Origin of the sequence: Clostridium sardiniense (genome assembly GCF_019753795.1) — a bacterium.
GTDB lineage: Bacteria > Bacillota > Clostridia > Clostridiales > Clostridiaceae > Clostridium > Clostridium sardiniense.
The window spans coordinates 12,590-30,734 of the sequence record NZ_JAIKTU010000001.1; the positions used below are offsets into that span (position 1 = coordinate 12,590).

The 18,145-nt window shown below is 29.0% G+C and carries 21 protein-coding genes and 1 riboswitch; of the genes, 14 read left to right on the plus strand and 7 right to left on the minus strand.

All coding sequences use genetic code 11. The annotated features are described in order from the left end of the window. Positions 1-33: 33 nt before the first annotated feature. The 6 genes from K5V21_RS00070 (at position 34) to fsa (ending at position 5,529) form a co-directional block, all read left to right on the plus strand. Positions 34-1,500 (plus strand): PTS ascorbate transporter subunit IIC, encoded by a 1,467-nt coding sequence (locus tag K5V21_RS00070; protein ID WP_221858184.1) that lies wholly within the window; start codon positions 34-36, stop codon positions 1,498-1,500. Between the two features lie 148 nt (positions 1,501-1,648). Further along, positions 1,649-1,939 carry a PTS sugar transporter subunit IIB gene (locus K5V21_RS00075; RefSeq protein ID WP_204593868.1) on the plus strand — a complete coding sequence of 97 codons (291 nt, stop codon included), beginning with the start codon at positions 1,649-1,651 and terminating at the stop codon, positions 1,937-1,939. An 89-nt stretch (positions 1,940-2,028) separates the two neighbouring features. Continuing rightward, positions 2,029-3,063: a hypothetical protein gene (locus tag K5V21_RS00080; RefSeq protein WP_221858186.1), complete on the plus strand. Its 1,035-nt coding sequence runs from the start codon at positions 2,029-2,031 to the stop codon at positions 3,061-3,063. A gap of 187 nt (positions 3,064-3,250) precedes the next feature. Next, a complete protein-coding gene (gene araD / locus K5V21_RS00085; protein WP_204593866.1) occupies positions 3,251-3,949 on the plus strand; it encodes an L-ribulose-5-phosphate 4-epimerase in 699 nt (232 codons plus the stop codon). Between the two features lie 58 nt (positions 3,950-4,007). Beyond that, positions 4,008-4,859 (plus strand): L-ribulose-5-phosphate 3-epimerase, encoded by an 852-nt coding sequence (locus K5V21_RS00090; RefSeq protein WP_221858187.1) that lies wholly within the window; start codon positions 4,008-4,010, stop codon positions 4,857-4,859. Positions 4,860-4,872: 13 nt separating this feature from the next. Then, complete coding sequence (fsa, locus tag K5V21_RS00095; RefSeq protein ID WP_221858188.1) at positions 4,873-5,529, plus strand: fructose-6-phosphate aldolase; 657 nt, start codon at positions 4,873-4,875, stop codon at positions 5,527-5,529. Positions 5,530-5,683: 154 nt separating this feature from the next. Here fsa and K5V21_RS00100 read toward each other — a convergent pair whose 3' ends face one another. The 5 genes from K5V21_RS00100 to K5V21_RS00120 form a co-directional block, all read right to left on the minus strand. After that, on the minus strand, positions 5,684-6,961 hold the full coding sequence (locus K5V21_RS00100) for an alkaline phosphatase family protein (protein ID WP_221858189.1): 1,278 nt from the start codon (positions 6,959-6,961) through the stop codon (positions 5,684-5,686). A gap of 84 nt (positions 6,962-7,045) precedes the next feature. Then, a complete protein-coding gene (locus K5V21_RS00105) occupies positions 7,046-8,008 on the minus strand; it encodes a DUF4097 family beta strand repeat-containing protein (protein WP_221858190.1) in 963 nt (320 codons plus the stop codon). A gap of 1 nt (position 8,009) precedes the next feature. Next, complete coding sequence (locus K5V21_RS00110; RefSeq protein ID WP_221858191.1) at positions 8,010-8,810, minus strand: DUF1700 domain-containing protein; 801 nt, start codon at positions 8,808-8,810, stop codon at positions 8,010-8,012. Next, on the minus strand, positions 8,803-9,126 hold the full coding sequence (locus K5V21_RS00115; protein ID WP_221858192.1) for a PadR family transcriptional regulator: 324 nt from the start codon (positions 9,124-9,126) through the stop codon (positions 8,803-8,805). Before K5V21_RS00115 ends, K5V21_RS00110 begins: the two co-directional genes overlap by 8 nt. A gap of 245 nt (positions 9,127-9,371) precedes the next feature. Next, positions 9,372-9,611 (minus strand): DUF1292 domain-containing protein, encoded by a 240-nt coding sequence (locus tag K5V21_RS00120; RefSeq protein WP_221858193.1) that lies wholly within the window; start codon positions 9,609-9,611, stop codon positions 9,372-9,374. Positions 9,612-10,067: 456 nt separating this feature from the next. Here K5V21_RS00120 and sfsA point away from each other — a divergent pair, with 456 nt between their 5' ends. From sfsA to K5V21_RS00135, 3 genes are all read left to right on the plus strand, one after another. After that, entirely contained in the window at positions 10,068-10,760 is a 693-nt protein-coding gene (sfsA, locus tag K5V21_RS00125; RefSeq protein WP_221858195.1) for a DNA/RNA nuclease SfsA, read from the plus strand. A gap of 74 nt (positions 10,761-10,834) precedes the next feature. Continuing rightward, positions 10,835-11,329, plus strand: coding sequence for an NAD(+) diphosphatase (locus tag K5V21_RS00130; RefSeq protein WP_221858196.1), 495 nt, complete (start codon positions 10,835-10,837; stop codon positions 11,327-11,329). 163 nt (positions 11,330-11,492) lie between these two features. Beyond that, the gene (locus K5V21_RS00135) at positions 11,493-11,858 is read left to right on the plus strand and encodes a hypothetical protein (protein WP_221858197.1); all 366 of its coding nucleotides are present in this window, start codon (positions 11,493-11,495) and stop codon (positions 11,856-11,858) included. 118 nt (positions 11,859-11,976) lie between these two features. Here K5V21_RS00135 and K5V21_RS00140 read toward each other — a convergent pair whose 3' ends face one another. Together K5V21_RS00140 and K5V21_RS00145 are read right to left on the minus strand one after the other, a co-directional pair. After that, positions 11,977-12,324: a hypothetical protein gene (locus K5V21_RS00140; RefSeq protein ID WP_204593846.1), complete on the minus strand. Its 348-nt coding sequence runs from the start codon at positions 12,322-12,324 to the stop codon at positions 11,977-11,979. Then, positions 12,314-13,567, minus strand: coding sequence for a DUF1576 domain-containing protein (locus K5V21_RS00145; RefSeq protein ID WP_221858198.1), 1,254 nt, complete (start codon positions 13,565-13,567; stop codon positions 12,314-12,316). The genes K5V21_RS00140 and K5V21_RS00145 overlap by 11 nt, the downstream gene beginning before the upstream one ends. 164 nt (positions 13,568-13,731) lie before the next feature. Here K5V21_RS00145 and K5V21_RS00150 point away from each other — a divergent pair, with 164 nt between their 5' ends. From K5V21_RS00150 to lepB (K5V21_RS00170), 5 genes are all read left to right on the plus strand, one after another. Next, the gene (locus K5V21_RS00150; RefSeq protein ID WP_221858199.1) at positions 13,732-14,412 is read left to right on the plus strand and encodes a hydrolase; all 681 of its coding nucleotides are present in this window, start codon (positions 13,732-13,734) and stop codon (positions 14,410-14,412) included. 101 nt (positions 14,413-14,513) lie between these two features. Further along, positions 14,514-14,682, plus strand: a riboswitch (Lysine riboswitch). Positions 14,683-14,831: 149 nt separating this feature from the next. Continuing rightward, on the plus strand, positions 14,832-16,127 hold the full coding sequence (lysA, locus tag K5V21_RS00155; protein WP_221858200.1) for a diaminopimelate decarboxylase: 1,296 nt from the start codon (positions 14,832-14,834) through the stop codon (positions 16,125-16,127). A gap of 32 nt (positions 16,128-16,159) precedes the next feature. Beyond that, positions 16,160-16,666 carry a signal peptidase I gene (gene lepB, locus K5V21_RS00160; protein ID WP_221858201.1) on the plus strand — a complete coding sequence of 169 codons (507 nt, stop codon included), beginning with the start codon at positions 16,160-16,162 and terminating at the stop codon, positions 16,664-16,666. Between the two features lie 623 nt (positions 16,667-17,289). Next, positions 17,290-17,511 carry a DUF3006 domain-containing protein gene (locus tag K5V21_RS00165; protein WP_221858202.1) on the plus strand — a complete coding sequence of 74 codons (222 nt, stop codon included), beginning with the start codon at positions 17,290-17,292 and terminating at the stop codon, positions 17,509-17,511. A 77-nt stretch (positions 17,512-17,588) separates the two neighbouring features. Next, positions 17,589-18,134 (plus strand): signal peptidase I, encoded by a 546-nt coding sequence (gene lepB, locus K5V21_RS00170; protein ID WP_204593537.1) that lies wholly within the window; start codon positions 17,589-17,591, stop codon positions 18,132-18,134. Positions 18,135-18,145 lie beyond the last annotated feature (11 nt).

Below are 18,145 nucleotides of genomic sequence, written 5' to 3' on the forward strand. Positions count from 1 at the left end.
AAATATAAAGGGATAAAAGGGAGGATAAATCTTATGGATTATGTAATTTCAGTTTGGGAATTTTTCCAAAATAACATTCTAACAAAACCTGCATTCTTTATTGGTTTTATAGTTCTTATTGGTTATTTATTATTAAAAAGACCTTTTTATGATGCATTAGCAGGGTTTATAAAAGCAACAGTTGGTTACTTAATTTTAAATGTTGCAGCAGGTGGACTTGTTAGTAACTTCCGTCCAATTCTTGCAGGGCTTAAAGATAGATTTAACTTGCAAGCAGCTGTTATAGATCCATATTTTGGTCAAACGGCAGCACAAGAAGCAATAGGTAAAGCTGGAAAGTCGTTCTCAATGATGATGGTTGTTTTACTTATAGCATTTATATTTAACTTAGTTCTTGTATTACTTAGAAAGTTTACTAAAGTACGTACAGTATTTATTACAGGTCATGTAATGGTACAACAATCAGCAACCGCTTTATGGCTTGTATTCTTCTGTTTTCCTGATTTGAATAATATGGGAGTAGTAGCTATGCTAGGACTTTTGTTAGGAACTTATTGGGCAGTATTTTCAAATCTTACTGTTGAGCCTTGTCAAGAACTTACAGAAGGTGGCGGTTTTGCAATTGGACACCAGCAAATGCTTGGAGTCTGGATTACAGATAAGATTGCAGGTAAAGTAGGAAATAATAAAAAGAGCATTGAAGATTTAGAACTTCCAGGATTCTTATCAATATTTAGTGATAACGTTGTAGCAACTGGTATATTAATGACAGTTTTCTTTGGAATTATAATGGGAATACTTGGACCAGACTTAATGCACACTATTGATAAGGGATTTGATCAAAATACAAACTTTATATTCTATATATTAGAAAAGTCACTTAACTTTGCAGTTTATTTAAGTATATTACAACTTGGAGTTAGAATGTTCGTTGCAGAACTTACAGAATCATTCCAAGGAATTTCAAATAAAATACTTCCAGGTTCAGTACCAGCTGTAGACTGTGCAGCTACATACGGATTTGGACATCCAAATGCAGTAACAATTGGTTTCTTATTTGGAGCAATCGGTCAATTTATAGCAATAATAGGTCTTGTAGTATTTAAGAGCCCTGTGCTTATAATTGCGGGATTTGTACCATTATTCTTTGATAATGCTACATTTGCAGTATTTGCAAATAGAAAAGGTGGATTAAAAGCAGCAATGATAATACCTTTTGCATCTGGAGTTATACAAGTTCTTGGTGGTGCATTTGCAGCTTACTACTTTGGATTAGCACAATTTGGTGGATGGCATGGAAACTTTGACTGGGACACATTATGGCCAGTAATTGGAGTTTTAATGAGTAAATTCGCTTATGTTGGAGTGGCAATAGCAATTATAGGAATGCTTTTAATACCACAACTTCAATACAGAAAAAATAAAAAAGGGTACTTTAAAATAGTTGAAGATTACGAAGGCTATTTAGAAGATGAAGAAAAAGAGAAGGAAATGGCCTAAAGTTTAGATTACAAATAATCTTAGTAATAAATTAATATGGGCTAAACTTTTTAGGATTTACAATATAAAGGTTTAGTCTATATAAAAGCAGATTAAAGGTTAAAAATATAGATAAAAAAGAATTGATTTAAATTAGGAGGAGATATTTATGTTAAAAGTAATAGCAGCATGTGGAAATGGAATGGGATCAAGCCAAATTATAAAAATGAAAATAGAAAAGGTATTTAAAAAATTAAATATTCCAGTATCAATTCATCATACAAGTATTGGAGCAGCAAAAACAGAAGCATCAAGTTATGATGTAGTATTTTGCTCAGAAGCTTTAAAAGGAAACTTTGATAAAGCAAAAGGTTCAGGAACTATAGTAATTGGACTTAGAAACCTTTTATCAGAAAAAGAAATTGAAGAAAAAATAACAGAAAATATAGTTAATAAATAAAGATTAAAATTTTAGTAGTACTTATCTCTTAATATTTTTTTATGAGATAAGTACTATGTTCAATTTTGGAATTTAGGGAGGCATTTTATATGAAGATAGAAAAGAAGTTCTTAACTGATTTACATAGATGTTATGCAACTAGTAGCACAGTTATAGATGGGGATAGAAAAATACTTATAGCAACAGAAGGAGAAGGCCCTTGCTTTATGTATGAGGGTGAAGATTTTAAACAATCAACAGTATGGGATGGTCCTGGAGGAACAATGTCAATTATACCTATACCGGGAAAGAATGGAGATTTCCTTGCAGTACAAAGGTTTTTCCCAACATTCCAATCAGAGGATGCTGAAATAGTATGGGGAAAATATGTGGACGGGAATTGGAAAATAAAGACTTTGTTTAAACTTCCATATCTACATCGCTTTGACATACTAGAGGCAAATGGAAAGATATATTTCTTGGGGGCAGTTTTATGTAATAGCAAAAAATTTAAAGAAGACTGGAGTGATCCTGGGAAAATATATGTTGGAGAAATTAAAGAAGACTTAAATGAAAATATAGAAATTAAAGTAATTAAAGAAGGATTAACTAAAAACCATGGATATTGCAGATCAGAACATGATGGAAAGATGGTTGGACTTGTAACATCAGAAGAAGGGATATTTAGGATTACGCCACCTCAAAATAACGGAGAAGAATGGTTAGTTGAGCAAATAATGAATAGGCCAACAAGTGATGTTGCTGTTGTTGATATTGATGGTGATGGCGAAGATGAATTAGTTACTATAGAGGAGTTTCATGGAAAGCACTTTAGAATAAATAAAAAATATGGGGATGAATACAAAATAATTTATGAATATCCAAAAGAAATGGATTTTGGACACGTTGTATGGGGAGGAAAACTTAGAGGAGTTCCAACAATAATTGGTGGATATAGAAGATGTGATAAAGACTTATTTTATGTACAGTGCATAGATAAAGAAAATTTAGAATTTAAAACAGAAGTTATTGATTCAGGCGTTGGGCCAAGTAATGTAGCTGTTATAAATGAAGCGGATAGGGATATTATAATATCAGCAAATAGAGAACTTGGACAAGCTGCTTTATATATAGTAACTGATTAAGTTGATTTTATAAATAAATAGTAAAAAGACAATTATTAAAATCTAAAACGGTAATTAAGGATTTTAAAAGAGTATCAAAGATATATATGTAAAAAGATTAAAAGGCTATTTTAAAAATTAAAGGTAGAAATCTAAATTTTAAGGTTTCTACCTTAATTAAAAGAGATTATTTTAGGGAGGTTTTTATATGTTAGAAAACTTAAAAAAAGAAGTTTATGAGGCAAATATGCTTCTTCCAAAATACAATTTAGTAACTTTTACATGGGGAAATGTTTCAGCTATAGATAGGGAAAAAGGACTTGTAGTGATTAAGCCATCAGGTGTTGAGTATGATACTATGAAGCCTGAAGATATGGTTGTTGTTGATTTAGATGGAAAGGTTGTAGAAGGCAAATATAAACCTTCATCAGATACAGATACTCATATAAAGATTTATAAAGAGTTTGAAAATATTGGAGGTGTTGTTCATACTCACTCAAGATGGGCAACAATATTTGCTCAAGCAGGAAGAGGAATAAAACCATACGGAACAACTCAGGCAGATTATTTTGCAGATGAAATTCCATGTACAAGAGATATGACAAGAGAAGAAATTGAAGGAAATTATGAATACAATACTGGAGCAGTAATAGTTGAAAGATTTAAAGATATAAATCCGAAGTATATTCCAGCAGTTCTTGTTAAAAATCATGGACCGTTTACTTGGGGGAAAGATGCACATGAAGCAGTCCATAATGCAGTAGTTTTAGAAGAAGTCGCAATGATGGCATATAATACAGAAATTTTAGCAAATCAAAAGGTTAATAGTATGTCAGATGATTTATTAAATAAGCATTTTTCAAGAAAGCATGGTCCTAATGCTTACTATGGACAAAATGGAGCTTAGTAAATAGTAAGAAGAATATAAGAGGTTTTCTGAGGATTAAATTTAAGGAGAGATTTTTATGAAAGATTATTTTATTGGATTATATGAAAAAGCAATGCCAAATACTCTTACATGGAGACAAAAGCTTGAATGTGCAAGGGAAAATAATTTTGACTTTATTGAAATAAGCATAGATGAAACAGATGAAAAACTTAAAAGGCTTGATATGACAAAGGAAGAAAGAAAAGTTCTGGTAGATCTTATGTTTGAAGTTGGTGTTCCTATAAGGACTATGTGTCTTAGTGGACATAGAAAGTATCCTTTAGGTAGCGAAGATGAAACTACAAGGAAGCGTTCAATGGAAATAATGGAGAAAGCTATAGAGCTTGCTGATGATTTAGGAATTAGAATAATTCAGCTTGCTGGATATGATGTTTATTATAAAAGCGGAAATGAAAAAACAAGAGATATTTTCTTTGAAAATCTAAAAAAAGCAACTGAAATGGCATCAAGATCAGGTATTATATTAGCTTTTGAAACTATGGAAACTGAGTTTATGAATACAGTAGGAAAAGCTATGAATTATGTAGAGAAAATAAATTCACCATATCTTGGTGTATACCCGGATTGTGGGAATATAACAAATGCAGCATTGACTCATAACGAGAATGTAATTGAAGATTTAAAAAAAGGGGAAGGGCATATAATGGCAATTCATCTTAAGGAAACAGTGTCTGGAAAGTTTAGAGAAATTCCATTTGGAACAGGTCATGTTAACTTCGAGGATATAATAAGAACTTCTTATTATATGGGGGTCAGAAGGTTTGTTACTGAATTTTGGTATACAGGAACAGGAGATTATAGAGACGGTATTAAAAATGCAAGAAGCTTTATGGAAGATAAGTTTAAAAACGCTTTAGGGAATTTGTAAGGGAGTGAGTTTTTTGAAAATATTTATAGATACTGCTAATGTAGAAGAAATAAGAATGGCCAGTAAGCTAGGAGTTTTATCAGGAGTGACTACAAATCCATCATTAATTGCTAAAGAAGGAAGAGATATAAAGGAAGTTATAGAAGAGGTTTGTAGTATTGTAGATGGACCTATAAGTGCTGAAGTTATGAGTTTAAATGGAGATGAGATGGTTAAAGAGGCTAGAGAACTTTCTAAAATCCATAAAAATATAGTAATTAAGATTCCGATGTGTGAGGAAGGTCTTAAAGCTGTAGCTACTCTTTCAAAAGAAGAAATAAAAACGAATGTAACATTAATCTTTTCACCACTTCAAGCATTACTTGCAGCAAGAGCAGGAGCTAGTTTTGTAAGTCCATTTCTTGGAAGGCTTGATGATATAGGAAATCCAGGGATAGAAGTTATTGAGCAAATATCTGACATGTTTACTATACACGGAATTGAAACTGAAATTATTGCAGCTAGCGTAAGAAATCCAATGCATGTATTAGATGCGGCAATGGCAGGATCAGATATAGCAACAATTCCTTATAATGTTATAGTGAATATGATAAAGCACCCATTAACAGATGCTGGAATTGAGAAGTTTATAAAGGATTATGAAAAATCTAAGAAGCAAAGAAAAGGATAAGCTGTATAGACACATTTAGTTTGATAAAAGACCTCTGTTTAAAAACAGAGGCCTTTTATATTTTTATATATAGATTTTCAATAAAGTTTCAAGTTGAAAAATATTATTAAAAATAATTATATCAAATATAAAAACTACGAGAACATCGTAGTTTCTATATTTTAAATATATCTAGTATTTTACCATCACATTCTTTAATTGAGTGATTTAACATATTTAAAATAGTAGTTCCTTCGTCTACTAGACTCATGTCACCTATATAATTATTCTTTTTTATATTTGGCCCTTTTATCATAAAGAATGTTCTATAATCTAGACTTTCAGGGAAATAGCCATGAGTTGCAACATCGTGGTTTCCAGAGGTTTCTTCAATTATATCTCCATCAATAGAATTAATGAAGTAGTAACCATCATTTGCTTCTAACATAAAATCACAATTTTTATCAGCTCCGAATGATATGGCCTCTTTATTTGAATATATATTTTTTATGCACTTATTATTATCTTTAGAGAAATTATTAATAAGTACATAAACAGTTTCTCTAGAAATATTTGAATCTTTATTTATATAAATATAAGCTGAGCCATCACAATAGTTACAATATATATCCCATGATGTTATTTTATTTTTATTATCAACTTTGATATAGCCTTTATCTAAGAAGAATTTATTTAGTTTAATTACATAATCTGCATCCTTAAAACTATGATCACCAAGTGCTATTAATGTGCTATTTTCATAAATATTATTATCTTCTAAGAAGTTAATTATTTTTCCAAGTCTATCATCATGACGATTTAAGGCTTCTTTAATTTTAGGTGATTTAATACCAAAGTTATGCTTATGAGTATCTACATCTGTAAGATGAACTAATATAAAATCAGCAAGATCATTTTTAAGTACATACATAAGGCTTTCAAAGGTAAAGTTATCTAAGTTAGGTTGATTAAGTCCATCTCTTAATTTTCCAAATAAATTATTTAATTTAAGCTGAAATGATAGTGTGCCATTTAGAGCTGAAACTAAAATTTGATTTTGCCAAGGTCTATTTGCAAAAACTTCAGGTAAATTCAATTCAATAGTCTTTGATTTTGCTGTAACTGGCCAAAGTAGGGCACAGGTCCTAAATCCAGACTCCTTAGCTACATCATAAATTGTTGGCCCTTTTATATATTTTTGTTCCCAAAACCAATCAGGATTCTTTCTAAATGGTTCAATCTTAATATTATTTACAATTCCATGATTAATAGGATATTTACCTGTTGAAATTGATACATGTGCTGGATAAGTAAGAGAAGGGTATACTGATTTTACTATATCTGAATATGAGGATTGTTCCATAAGCTTTTTAAAATTAGGTAATGTTTTTATATATTTAAAATCATTTGTATCTACTGCATCGAAAGATAATATTATAAATTTTTCTTTCATAAAAATAATCCCCCTTTAAAGGTAAAATATTATATTAATATTCTACTATAAAGGGAGAAGTTTATATAATTAGTTTTTAAATTTTTATTTTAGAATAATATCTCCATTAGTATTGCTTAAGTTTACAATATTCTTTCCATTACCTAAAGAGAAAGATTTATCATTGATAGACCTATCTTCATGATAAATACCATTAGTGTTACTTTTTGCTAAGATTTGATAATCATCAAGATTTTTAATGTTATTAAAAGTTATTTCTCCATATTTAGTAGATATGTTTGTATTCTTTCCTAATTTAGAAAGATTGGTTCCAATATTACCATTATTAGATTTAATATTAGAATTTCCAATAAAACCTTGTACATAAATATCACCATAATTAACGGATATATCAGAATTATTGATGTTAGAATCATTTGATTGTATATGACCATTTGAAGCTTTTAAATTAGCATCAGTAGCTTTTATGGTCTGTAGATTAATATCTCCATAATTAAGGTCTAAATTTAATCTAGAAAGAGTCAAATCTCTAAGATTAACATATCCGTTACTAGATTTTATATTTAAATTTCCAGTATAACTTTTAGGAAGTAAAAGTGTAATACTTATATTATAGATATTGCTAAAATCATTAGGTAAAGATAGTTCTAATGAGTCACCTGTTTCTTTAAATTTTATAGTGGAATATTTAAACTCGGTTACTTTGCTTTGACGTCCACTTAATGAATAGTTTACTTCAATATCATTAGAAGATGTACTTTCAATCTCTATATCTGCAGACTTATAATTTATATTGATATCTTTTATATTTTTATTTAGTTTATGGTTATATGATTGATTTATTGAAGTATGAGGCTCATTCCAAGTTGAAAAGTCAAATATTGATCCATCTATACCAAAGTATTTAGTAACTTCATCTTTATAATTAGATAATCTATAATTGCCACTATATAGAATAGTACATGCACCTATATATGAAAAAATGCATACAAGAAGGAGAACTAATAAGGTTATTTTAAATTTCTTTTTAATTAGTGGTTTTCTCATATTAATTACCTCCTTCAGGTGATTTTTTAAATAAATTTATAATCGTAAATAATACCAATTTTATAAGGTAGTAGGAAAGCATAGTTAAAAGAGCTGTTAATGCAAGTGAACCTATTATAAATAATATGATTACGCTGTTTGGAAATTCAGTAATAAATGCTGGAGTACTTGAAGCACCAATAACAACTATCCCTATTTTGCTAAGCATCACAAATATTCCGCTTACACTTATTGCTAGTCCACCAATGATTAATGCACCAAGAAGAGCAACAAAAGCAATAAATAATCCAATGGCACAGGCTCCTGCACCTAATGCTAGTGGTGCTAAAAAAATAAATGCTATTATTATTAAAATAAATTTAATTAAGCCTTTAGCACTAAATGAAAAGTTTTTAAAGGGCCTTGAATCTTTTTTATTTTCGGTTTCTTCTTTAGAAAAATTATATTTATAATCTTCAGTGTCTTCAAAAGTCTTTTCCTTAGAATCTTCTTCACCCTCTTTAGTAGCTTCTTCATCAGATATAGCTTCATATTTTACATCACCATAAAACTTTGTATCATTTTCAGTATATGATGAAGTAGTATCTTCAGTTGTTTGAACCTTTTCTAGGTATGCACTTCTATATTGATAAACTAATTCATAAGGATTTCCTAGTTCATCTATAATTTCTTCTTCTGTTTTACCATTTGATAATCCAACTGTAAAATGCTCTTGATAATCAAATATAATATCTGCAAGCTCTTTTTCAGGGAAATCTTTTAATCCGTTAGCTAGTATAGATAAAAATTCATTTTTACTCACACTTATAACCTCCCATAATAATGTTGTTAACTGCGTTTTGGAACGCTAACCATTCACGTTCAAGATTTTCTTTATAATCATAGCCAAGTGCTGTAAGTCTATAATACTTTCTTGGTGGGCCTTCCATAGATTCTTGAAGATATGTGGTGAAATATCCCTCCTTAGTTAATCTCCGAAGAATGGGGTAAACCGTGCCATCTGAAATTGAGATATGTTTTGAAATTTCGTTAATTAACTCATAACCATAACAATCCTTAATAGATAATACTGAAAGAACACATAACTCTAAAACACCTTTTTTTAATTGAGTATTCATGGCATCAGAACCTTTCTGTAAAATATTTCATGTCTATAGTATACAATTCAGTACTATACAATGCAATATAGTGAAATAGAATTTATTTATATTTTAAGAAAATAATAAGATTTCTTAAGAATTAGATTTTTAATGAAATTTTATTATAGCTCTAGTAAAAATAGATAATAATATAAATAAAATATCATCATATTCTAAAAGTAAATTTTTATAGAATATGATGATATTTATATAGGGTAGCATTATTACATTTTTAGCTTTGAAACTTGCTTAAACATATTAATCTCTTTTTCAGAGGATACTTCCTCTAGAGATTCATTCCAATCTTTATCAAATTTTATTTTAAATAATTCTATTTTTTCATGAGACTTAACTGGAGCTAGTGCAACGTATTCTGATCCAGATATTAAAACTTGCTCTAAAATCTCATAATCAATTTTGTTATTGTTTTCATCTCTAAAGGTCATTACTTTTTTATCACTCAAAATTATCACTCCTTACCTTATAAGATTAGTATCTTAATTAAATAGATTTTTATGCTATAAACTGTTCTAAATTTACTATTTTAAAATTATGAAAATAATTACATGGGAAAATCAAATCCAAAATATGTAAGTTTAATACACAGTCAGAAAACGTTGAAGATAGGAGGTTTAAGGGGGATTGTGTTAATAATGTGGATAAGTCTAATAACTTTGTGGATAAGTTCTCTTTGATGTTAAAATTTAAAAAAAATAAGGTTTGTACAATATATATGTATAAAATAAAATATAAGTAACAATATAACGTATATTGTAGAAATAACAATTATCAATTACAATTTATTGTAGAATGATAATGAATAGTGTTAAAATTACTCAATATTACTAACAAAGCTGTGGACAAAAACTGTGGATAATGTGGACAAGTTAGAAAATTCACAAAATAAAAGGAGATTAATAATGAAATATAATAAAGAAATATTAGAAGCTAAATTTATAAGTAGACCAAATAGATTTAACGCCAAGGTAAATTTAAATGGAGAAGATATAACGGTTCATGTTCCTAATACTGGAAGATGTAGAGAGATATTAACAGATGGTGCAACTGTGCTTTTAAGGAAAGAAGATAATCCAACTAGAAAGACAGCCTATGATTTAGTTGCAGTTTACAAGGGAGAGATGCTTATAAGTATAGATTCTCAAATACCTAATAAAGTGGTTTTTGAAGCTCTTCAAAATAAGAAAATAAAAAAGCTAGTTAAGTACAATAATATACTTAAGGAAAAGACCTTTGGTAACAGTAGATTTGATTTTAAGTTATCAAGTGATGAAGGTGAAGAATATTATTTAGAAGTTAAAGGTGTAACATTAGAGGAAAAAGGTCACGCTGCCTTTCCAGATGCGCCCACTGATAGAGGAAGAAAACATTTATTAGAGCTTATTGATGTAAAAAAGAGTGGAAGAGGTGCTGGAGTATTATTTTTATTGCAAATGGAAAATATGAAGGATTTTGTTCCTAATGATGAGAGAGATGAAAAGTTTGGTGAGGCACTTAGAGAAGCACGTGATAATGGTGTTGATATATTTGTATATGAGTGCATTGTAGATAAGGAAGGTATAACTTTAAATAAAGAGGTTAAAGTTAATTTTTAGAAAACATACTTCTAAAAGATAAGAGGGTACTTTATAATAGAGGTAATTGATGTTTTATAAGAGGGAGAAAGTGTATGAAATATAAATTTTGTCCAAAGTGTGGAAGAGAATTAGAAATGTTTAATTGTTGGGATGAGGGTGAAGTTCCGTATTGCCCAGTTGATAATACATTGTATTTTGATACTCCAAGACCATGTATTGTTGTTGGAGTAGTTAAAGGTGATGAAATTCTTTTATTAAAACAAAGTTATATATATAAGAATTCTAAGGTGTTAATATCTGGATATGTAGATCAGGATGAATATGCAGAAGATACAGCTTATAGAGAAGTACTTGAAGAGACTGGAATAGAGACTAAAAATATAAAATATTTAGGATCTGATTTTGTGGAAGGTAAAGAGCTTTTAATGATAACTTTTATGGCTGAATATAAATCAGGTGAAATAAAAAAATCTGATGAAGTTGAAGGCATTGGCTGGGTTAAAATAGATGATGCTTTAGCACAAATGCAAGAAGATAAAATAGGAACAAAAGTTGTTAAGAAGATTATTGATATTAGAGAAAAATAATAATTATTAGAGATAAAAGATAAGTAGTATTATATATTAATTTATAAATTTATGTTTCATAAATTTAGATAAGTATAGTATTACTTATTTTTTTGTAAAGAGTGTATTGAAATATGTTATAAATGCCCTATATGGTATAATTAGGTAAAAGGGGCGTGATAGAATGGTGGAGAATAATAAATCAATAGTTATAAAGTTAATAGGATATTTTTATATCTTTGGAGCAATAATTTTGGTTTTAACATTTGGAGTTAAACAGGAAATCAATTTCAATATTAGGTTTGGAATGCAATATATACCAGAGGGTATATTTAAAGTAGCCCTTATATTAGTTACGGCTATAATGGCTTATGGATATTTAAAGATGAAGATATGGGGATACTGGATGATGGTTATATACTCAATATTATTTTTATTCGCAAGCTTAAATGGTATTAGCAATTATAATAGCCAACCATTTATAGGAAATACTATATTTTCTATTATTGTATTAGCTTGTACATTCAAGCAGAGAAAGAGCTTCACTTAAAATGACAAAACCTAAATAGATAGGAAGATATATGTGTATAAAATATATAGATAAAAAACACTATTGTAATATTACAATAGTGTTTTATTCTTTTTGAAATAAGTGTTATAGAAATATATTAATGTGATTCTATTCTTTGAAGTTCTATATGAAGTACATTACTTTCATAATTAATATTTGCGCTATCAACCATCATACCTACAAGAGAAAGTTCACAATCAAATTCACTTTCGCCACCAAGGTGCCAGTAATACTGTTCAACTTCATGCTGACGAGGGATGTTCAATGTTTGAACTAAGTTATCATAATCATCTTTAGGGAAATTATCAATAATAGCATCTATAGTTATATTAGATGTATTATCTATATTTTTTACATTAACAGTTATGTCTTCTGCTAAAAAGTGATAGCAAAAGGACATTAATTCATTTATTATCCTAAGATTTTTTTCAATTTTAAATTTCATCCTTACGAACCTCTCTTTTAAATGTAGTAATAATAGGTATTAAAATCATAGCTACAAATCCACCGGCTAAACCATTATTATAAAGATTTAGACCACCATGTAAGTACCCCACATTTGTAACTAATGCTACATGAAGTATTCCTGAAATTATACCAATCTTCCAGCCAAATTTACCGCCTATAGGAGCTAAACAGGTACTAAAAAGTATTGCAAGTAATATTCCAGGGTCAGATATGGAATAGATACTTATAAACCCTCCAAGAGTTGCACCAATCATAACAGGTATTATGTTTCTTATATGTTTACCAAAGCATCCAAAACCTATTATGGTAAATATTCCTCCAAGGGTTGGACCATTTAGATCTCCACCTATAAGTAGTAAATAGAATGTAGCAAATAGACCTACTATTCCCATATTAATATAAGCGGTCTCTCCAAAAAGTAGGTAAAAGTCTGACACAAGTTTACCAGATTGTTTACTTATCCTTTTTAAATTATTTTTTGTATTTCTTCCATAATAAAGGCCAATACCAATTAAATAAAGGCATATTATTATCATAAATACAAGAAAGAATTCATTATTACCTTTATTCCAAATTAATTGAGTCTTAAAGTCAATGCCTATTGATCTAAATAAAGACATTAATAGAGTTGCCAGTAGTCCACATGCAAAACCTATATTGTATAAATTATATCCAGCATGGGAAGATATACAGTGTGTTGCTATAGGAGTTAAAACAAATCCTATAAAAACACCAATAATTGAACCAAAAAATAATCCTAAGATTGGGTTATCTGAAGTAAAGCTAAGCTGACTAACTGTTGGTGCAAGGGTTGTGGATAATAGCATAACTAATGTGTAATTAAGTAGTGGTTGTTTTTGATATCTTGCAAAAAGATAAACACCAAACATAACAGGCCATATGTTTAAAATATTTTTTCCAAAGAAAGAAAAGCCAGTCATAAGCCATAAAGCCATTATTGTTGAACCATTTGGTTTTATACCTACAAGAACTAATATAAAGATGCTTATTATACTAGTTAGTGCTGCATTAACTAAGGTAGCTCCTATGCCACCAATCTCTACATAATCAGTAATTAATATGTCAGGGGTTAAGAGAATTTTCTTCAAACCATTAAAGATCTCATGGGGTGAATTAATAATAAAGGCTGTAACTATAAAAAATAAATAAATAACCAATAAAATTTTATATGGTAAGAAGAGTTTTTTCTTTCCAATCACAGTCTTTTCACCTCGTTTTATTCTATTATTTGTAAATATTATATTACAAAACTAGTCATATTAGCTAGAAAAATAATTAAAATATTACTATATAATATTTCCACAAAGGAAAGTTGGATATATAATATAGTGTAAAGTTAATACATAATTTTGGAGGGATAATAATGAATAAGGATAATGAAAGGTATGTACCTGAGATTTTAGGGACTTTGAGAAATCATATAATTGAAGCACCAGCAATTATAAGGAAGTGTAGTGGAATAAAAATATTTGGGAAGAGAGTTAAGTCTATAATGTTTTCCACAGATGTTGCAATGATAAAGAATACAAATGCAGACGCAATAATGGCAGTATATCCTTTTACCCCCCAGCCTAAAATCACTGAAGCCATAATAACAGCTGCGGATGTTCCCGTATTTTGTGGAGTTGGTGGGGGAATAACTCAAGGTAGAAGGGTTGTAAACTTAGCATTAGATGCAGAATTTAAAGGAGCAATAGGAATAGTTGTAAATGCTCCAACTTCAAATAGCATAGTGAAGAGAATAAGAAAGACAATAGATATACCGGTAGTTGTAACTGTTGTTTCAGAAGATACAGATATAGAAGAAAGATTAAATGCAGGAGCAACTATATTAAATGTATCAGGTGGAAAAGATACACCTAAAATAATAAGAAGGATAAGAGAAGAATATCCATTAATACCTATAATAGCAACAGGTGGGCCAACACAAGAAAGTATTCAAGAGACAATAGAAGCAGGCGCAAATGCAATAAGTTATACACCACCATCATCAGCGGAAATAATGGGGGATTTAATGGATGTTTACAGAGAAAGAAAATTATAGAAAAAATTAGAAAAAGTTTCAAAAAAGTATTGTAAATTAATAAAAATATGGTATCATAATTAGTACAAGTTGTATAAAATATAATATAAAATTGAAGACAAACCTAGGGTAGAGGTGCCAAGATTAAGAGTAATCTTTAGGAGTTTTGCAGACTATGATAAAAGATGAAAGGAAGATTGGCCGAAGTGTAATTATTAGCAAAGGTAATTATGCTGGGGGTGTATATAATATATGCATCACTGTCACATATCGTGGAGAGCTACAAGGATTAAAAAGTTACAATGATTATTTCACCTATTGCATCTTAGCAGTAAGTAATATTCTTATACGTAATAATAGACCTTATAACCACACGCTATTACCCGTCACAGTTTAATCTGTGGCGTTTTGTTTTACTTAAATAGAGTGGAGGAATCATTATGAAACTATTTGGTAATATGAAAACAGAAGAGAATACATTGGTAATTGGAGGCGTAAAAACAACAAAATTAGTAGAGGAGTTTGGAACACCTCTATATGTTATGGATGAACAATTGTTAAGAGATAATTGTAAGAAGTATATTACTTCTTTTAAATGTAAAGAAAGAGGAAATAAAGTAGCATATGCAGGCAAGGCTTTCTTAACTCTTGCAATGTGTAAATTAATTGAAGAAGAAGGACTTTGTTTGGATGTAGTATCAGGGGGAGAACTTTATACTGCATACAAAGCAAATTTTCCGTTAGATAGAGTATTATTTCATGGAAATAATAAAACATTAGAAGAAATTGAAATGGGTGTACAATTAGGAGTGGGAACATTCGTAGTTGATAATTTATTTGAAATAGAACAACTAAATCAAATGGCAAAGAATTATGGGAGATCACAAAATATTTATCTTAGAATAACTCCAGGGATAGAAGCACATACTCATGAGTATATTAAAACTGGTCAGATAGATTCAAAATTTGGGTTTGCACCAGTTGGAGATAATATAATAAATGCAATAAAAAGAGCGATAAAACTAGAAAATGTAAATCTATGTGGGTTACATTGTCATATAGGATCTCAGATATTTGAGCTAACGCCATATGAAGATGCTGCTGAAATAATGCTTAATTTAATTAAGAGAATACAAGATGAAACAGGATATTTAATTGGAGAGTTAGATTTAGGTGGTGGATTTGGAATTTACTATAGCAAGGAAGATAAGCCTAGAGAAACAAATGAATATTGCGGTGCTATATTAGATAAAGTTGATGCAGTATGTAAGGAAATTAATTTAGAATCTCCAACACTTGTAATTGAACCAGGGCGTTCAATTGCAGGGAATGCAGGAACTACATTATATACAATAGGATCAATAAAGAATATTCCATCAATAAGAAAGTATGTATCAGTGGATGGAGGTATGACAGATAATATTAGACCAGCGCTTTATAAAGCAAGATATGAATGTATTGTTGCAAATAGAGTTATATATGATTCAAAAGAAAAGGTAACAATATCAGGAAAATGTTGTGAATCAGGAGATATATTATTAAATGCTATAAAGATACCATCAGTTTTAAGTGGTGACTTATTAGCAATGATGTCAACAGGAGCTTATGGATATTCAATGTCTAACAACTATAATAAAATACCAAAACCAGCAGTTGTTATGGTTAAAGATGGAGAAGCAAGAGTTATATGTAAAAGAGAGAGCTATGAGGATATAATAAAGAATGAAGTAATATAAAAAATTAACTAAAGGGTATAAAGAGGGGAAGTATGGATAATAAATTTATAAGAGAGTGGTTACCTCCTATAATTGTGGCTGTTTTACTGGCTATAATGATAAACAAATTCTTAATATTTAAAGTAGATGTTCCTACAGGTTCTATGGAACCTACTATAAATATAGGAGATAAATTCTTAGTAACTAGGGTATATAATTTTGAAAATCTAAAAAGAGGAGATATTATAGTCTTTAAAAATAATGAGAAGAATCAAGTTATGGTAAAAAGACTTATAGGAGTTCCAGGAGATGAGATAGATATTCAAGGTGAAAAATTATATATTAATGGAGATGAGATTAAAGAAGACTATGTAAAATATCCAGATAAATACTTTGGAAAATTTAAAGTTCCAGAAGGTAAATACTTTTTCTTAGGGGATAATAGGGCAAATTCTGGAGATTCAAGAGAGTGGAAAGAGCCATATATTGATGAAAATGATATAAAAGGAAAAGTTCAAATAAGGGTATATCCTATTAAGAATTTTGGAAGTATAAAGTAGTATATTTAGAATTTATATCTAAATAAAAGAGGAGATTATATAGTCTTCTCTTTTATTTATTGATTTGGATTATTAAATTTGGACAGAATCATAAATAAGTTAAAAGTAGAGTGTTCTAGAGATATATTGAAGATTAAAAACTTTAATCTATGTATTATCATATCTTAAATTTAATCAGCATAATTTAAACCTATAAATAATATTAAGATAACTATAAAAACAAATATCCATAATACCCTATATATTTCACACAATACTATAAATATCTGCTGAACTTATAAAAATTATTTTTATTACCAAGTTTATATTGATAACAAACAATAAAACTAACTGTTTTAAGGGTTATTATATATTATATTATATATATATTGAAATTATATATATAATAGGGTAAAATGAAAAATAAATTATCTTAAATGTATAATTTTCATACAAAATTCATATAAGTTTATTCTAAAAATAATATATATTAGAATAATTTCTAAATTTACACATATGACACATAAAGCTTAACTAACTTTATAATAAATTTAAATCTCCTGAAAGAAAATTGACAAAAAAATATGATATAATTAATGATAATATCAAGTTTTAGAAAGGTTAAAGAGGGCGATAATATATTTATGAAAGACGCATATATAGTGGATAGAAAAGAAGGCGAATATTATATTTTGGAATCTCCAAGTGGAGATATGATTAATGTTCATGAAAGTGAAGTCCATATGTCACCAAAAGATGGAGATGTATTATATAAAAAAGAAAATAAATACTATTATAGTAAAGAAATGACCAAGCAACGTAAGAATGATATTAAAGAGTTAATGAAAGGAATATGGGTGGAATAATGATCGAAGATCCAAATACATCACAAGATCAGAAGATAGAAGAAGAAAAAAATGATGTAAAGATAACTGACTATACAATGAAAAGATCCGATAGAGGAAAGAAACAAGTTAAAGAAAAGAAGAAGAATTTCTTTTTTGATTGGATTGTACCAGTTTTTATAGCAGTAGTTCTTGCTATATTGATAAATAATTTTTTAATCTTCAAGGTATATATCCCAAGTTCCTCAATGGTACCAACTTTAAAGGTTGGAGATCGACTTTTGGTAACTAGGGTTTATAATCCAGAAAAGTTACATAGGGGTGATATAGTTGTATTTGACTCTGATGAGCTTAATGAAACTGTAATAAAAAGACTTATAGGACTTCCAGGGGATTCAATCAAAATTGATGGAACAGCAGTCTATGTTAATGGGAAAAAGTTAGATGAACCATATGTAGAATATCCAATGGATTCATATGGAACTTATATAGTTCCGGAAGGTAAGTATTTTTTCTTAGGAGATAATAGAGCAAATTCTAATGATTCGCGTTTTTGGAAAAATCCTTATATAGATGGAAGTAAGATACAGGGGAAAGCCCAAATAAGGATTTATCCTTTTAATAACATAGGTTTTTTAGAGTAGAGAATTATACT

Coding starts and splice junctions, on each gene's coding strand:
- K5V21_RS00070 (WP_221858184.1), top strand. CDS start 34: ATGGATTATGTAATTTCAGTTTGGGAATTTTTCCAAAATAACATTCTA.
- K5V21_RS00075 (WP_204593868.1), top strand. CDS start 1,649: ATGTTAAAAGTAATAGCAGCATGTGGAAATGGAATGGGATCAAGCCAA.
- K5V21_RS00080 (WP_221858186.1), top strand. CDS start 2,029: ATGAAGATAGAAAAGAAGTTCTTAACTGATTTACATAGATGTTATGCA.
- araD (WP_204593866.1), top strand. CDS start 3,251: ATGTTAGAAAACTTAAAAAAAGAAGTTTATGAGGCAAATATGCTTCTT.
- K5V21_RS00090 (WP_221858187.1), top strand. CDS start 4,008: ATGAAAGATTATTTTATTGGATTATATGAAAAAGCAATGCCAAATACT.
- K5V21_RS00100 (WP_221858189.1), bottom strand. CDS start 6,961: ATGAAAGAAAAATTTATAATATTATCTTTCGATGCAGTAGATACAAAT.
- K5V21_RS00105 (WP_221858190.1), bottom strand. CDS start 8,008: ATGAGAAAACCACTAATTAAAAAGAAATTTAAAATAACCTTATTAGTT.
- K5V21_RS00115 (WP_221858192.1), bottom strand. CDS start 9,126: ATGAATACTCAATTAAAAAAAGGTGTTTTAGAGTTATGTGTTCTTTCA.
- sfsA (WP_221858195.1), top strand. CDS start 10,068: ATGAAATATAATAAAGAAATATTAGAAGCTAAATTTATAAGTAGACCA.
- K5V21_RS00130 (WP_221858196.1), top strand. CDS start 10,835: ATGAAATATAAATTTTGTCCAAAGTGTGGAAGAGAATTAGAAATGTTT.
- K5V21_RS00135 (WP_221858197.1), top strand. CDS start 11,493: ATGGTGGAGAATAATAAATCAATAGTTATAAAGTTAATAGGATATTTT.
- K5V21_RS00140 (WP_204593846.1), bottom strand. CDS start 12,324: ATGAAATTTAAAATTGAAAAAAATCTTAGGATAATAAATGAATTAATG.
- K5V21_RS00150 (WP_221858199.1), top strand. CDS start 13,732: ATGAATAAGGATAATGAAAGGTATGTACCTGAGATTTTAGGGACTTTG.
- lysA (WP_221858200.1), top strand. CDS start 14,832: ATGAAACTATTTGGTAATATGAAAACAGAAGAGAATACATTGGTAATT.
- lepB (WP_221858201.1), top strand. CDS start 16,160: ATGGATAATAAATTTATAAGAGAGTGGTTACCTCCTATAATTGTGGCT.
- K5V21_RS00165 (WP_221858202.1), top strand. CDS start 17,290: ATGAAAGACGCATATATAGTGGATAGAAAAGAAGGCGAATATTATATT.
- lepB (WP_204593537.1), top strand. CDS start 17,589: ATGAAAAGATCCGATAGAGGAAAGAAACAAGTTAAAGAAAAGAAGAAG.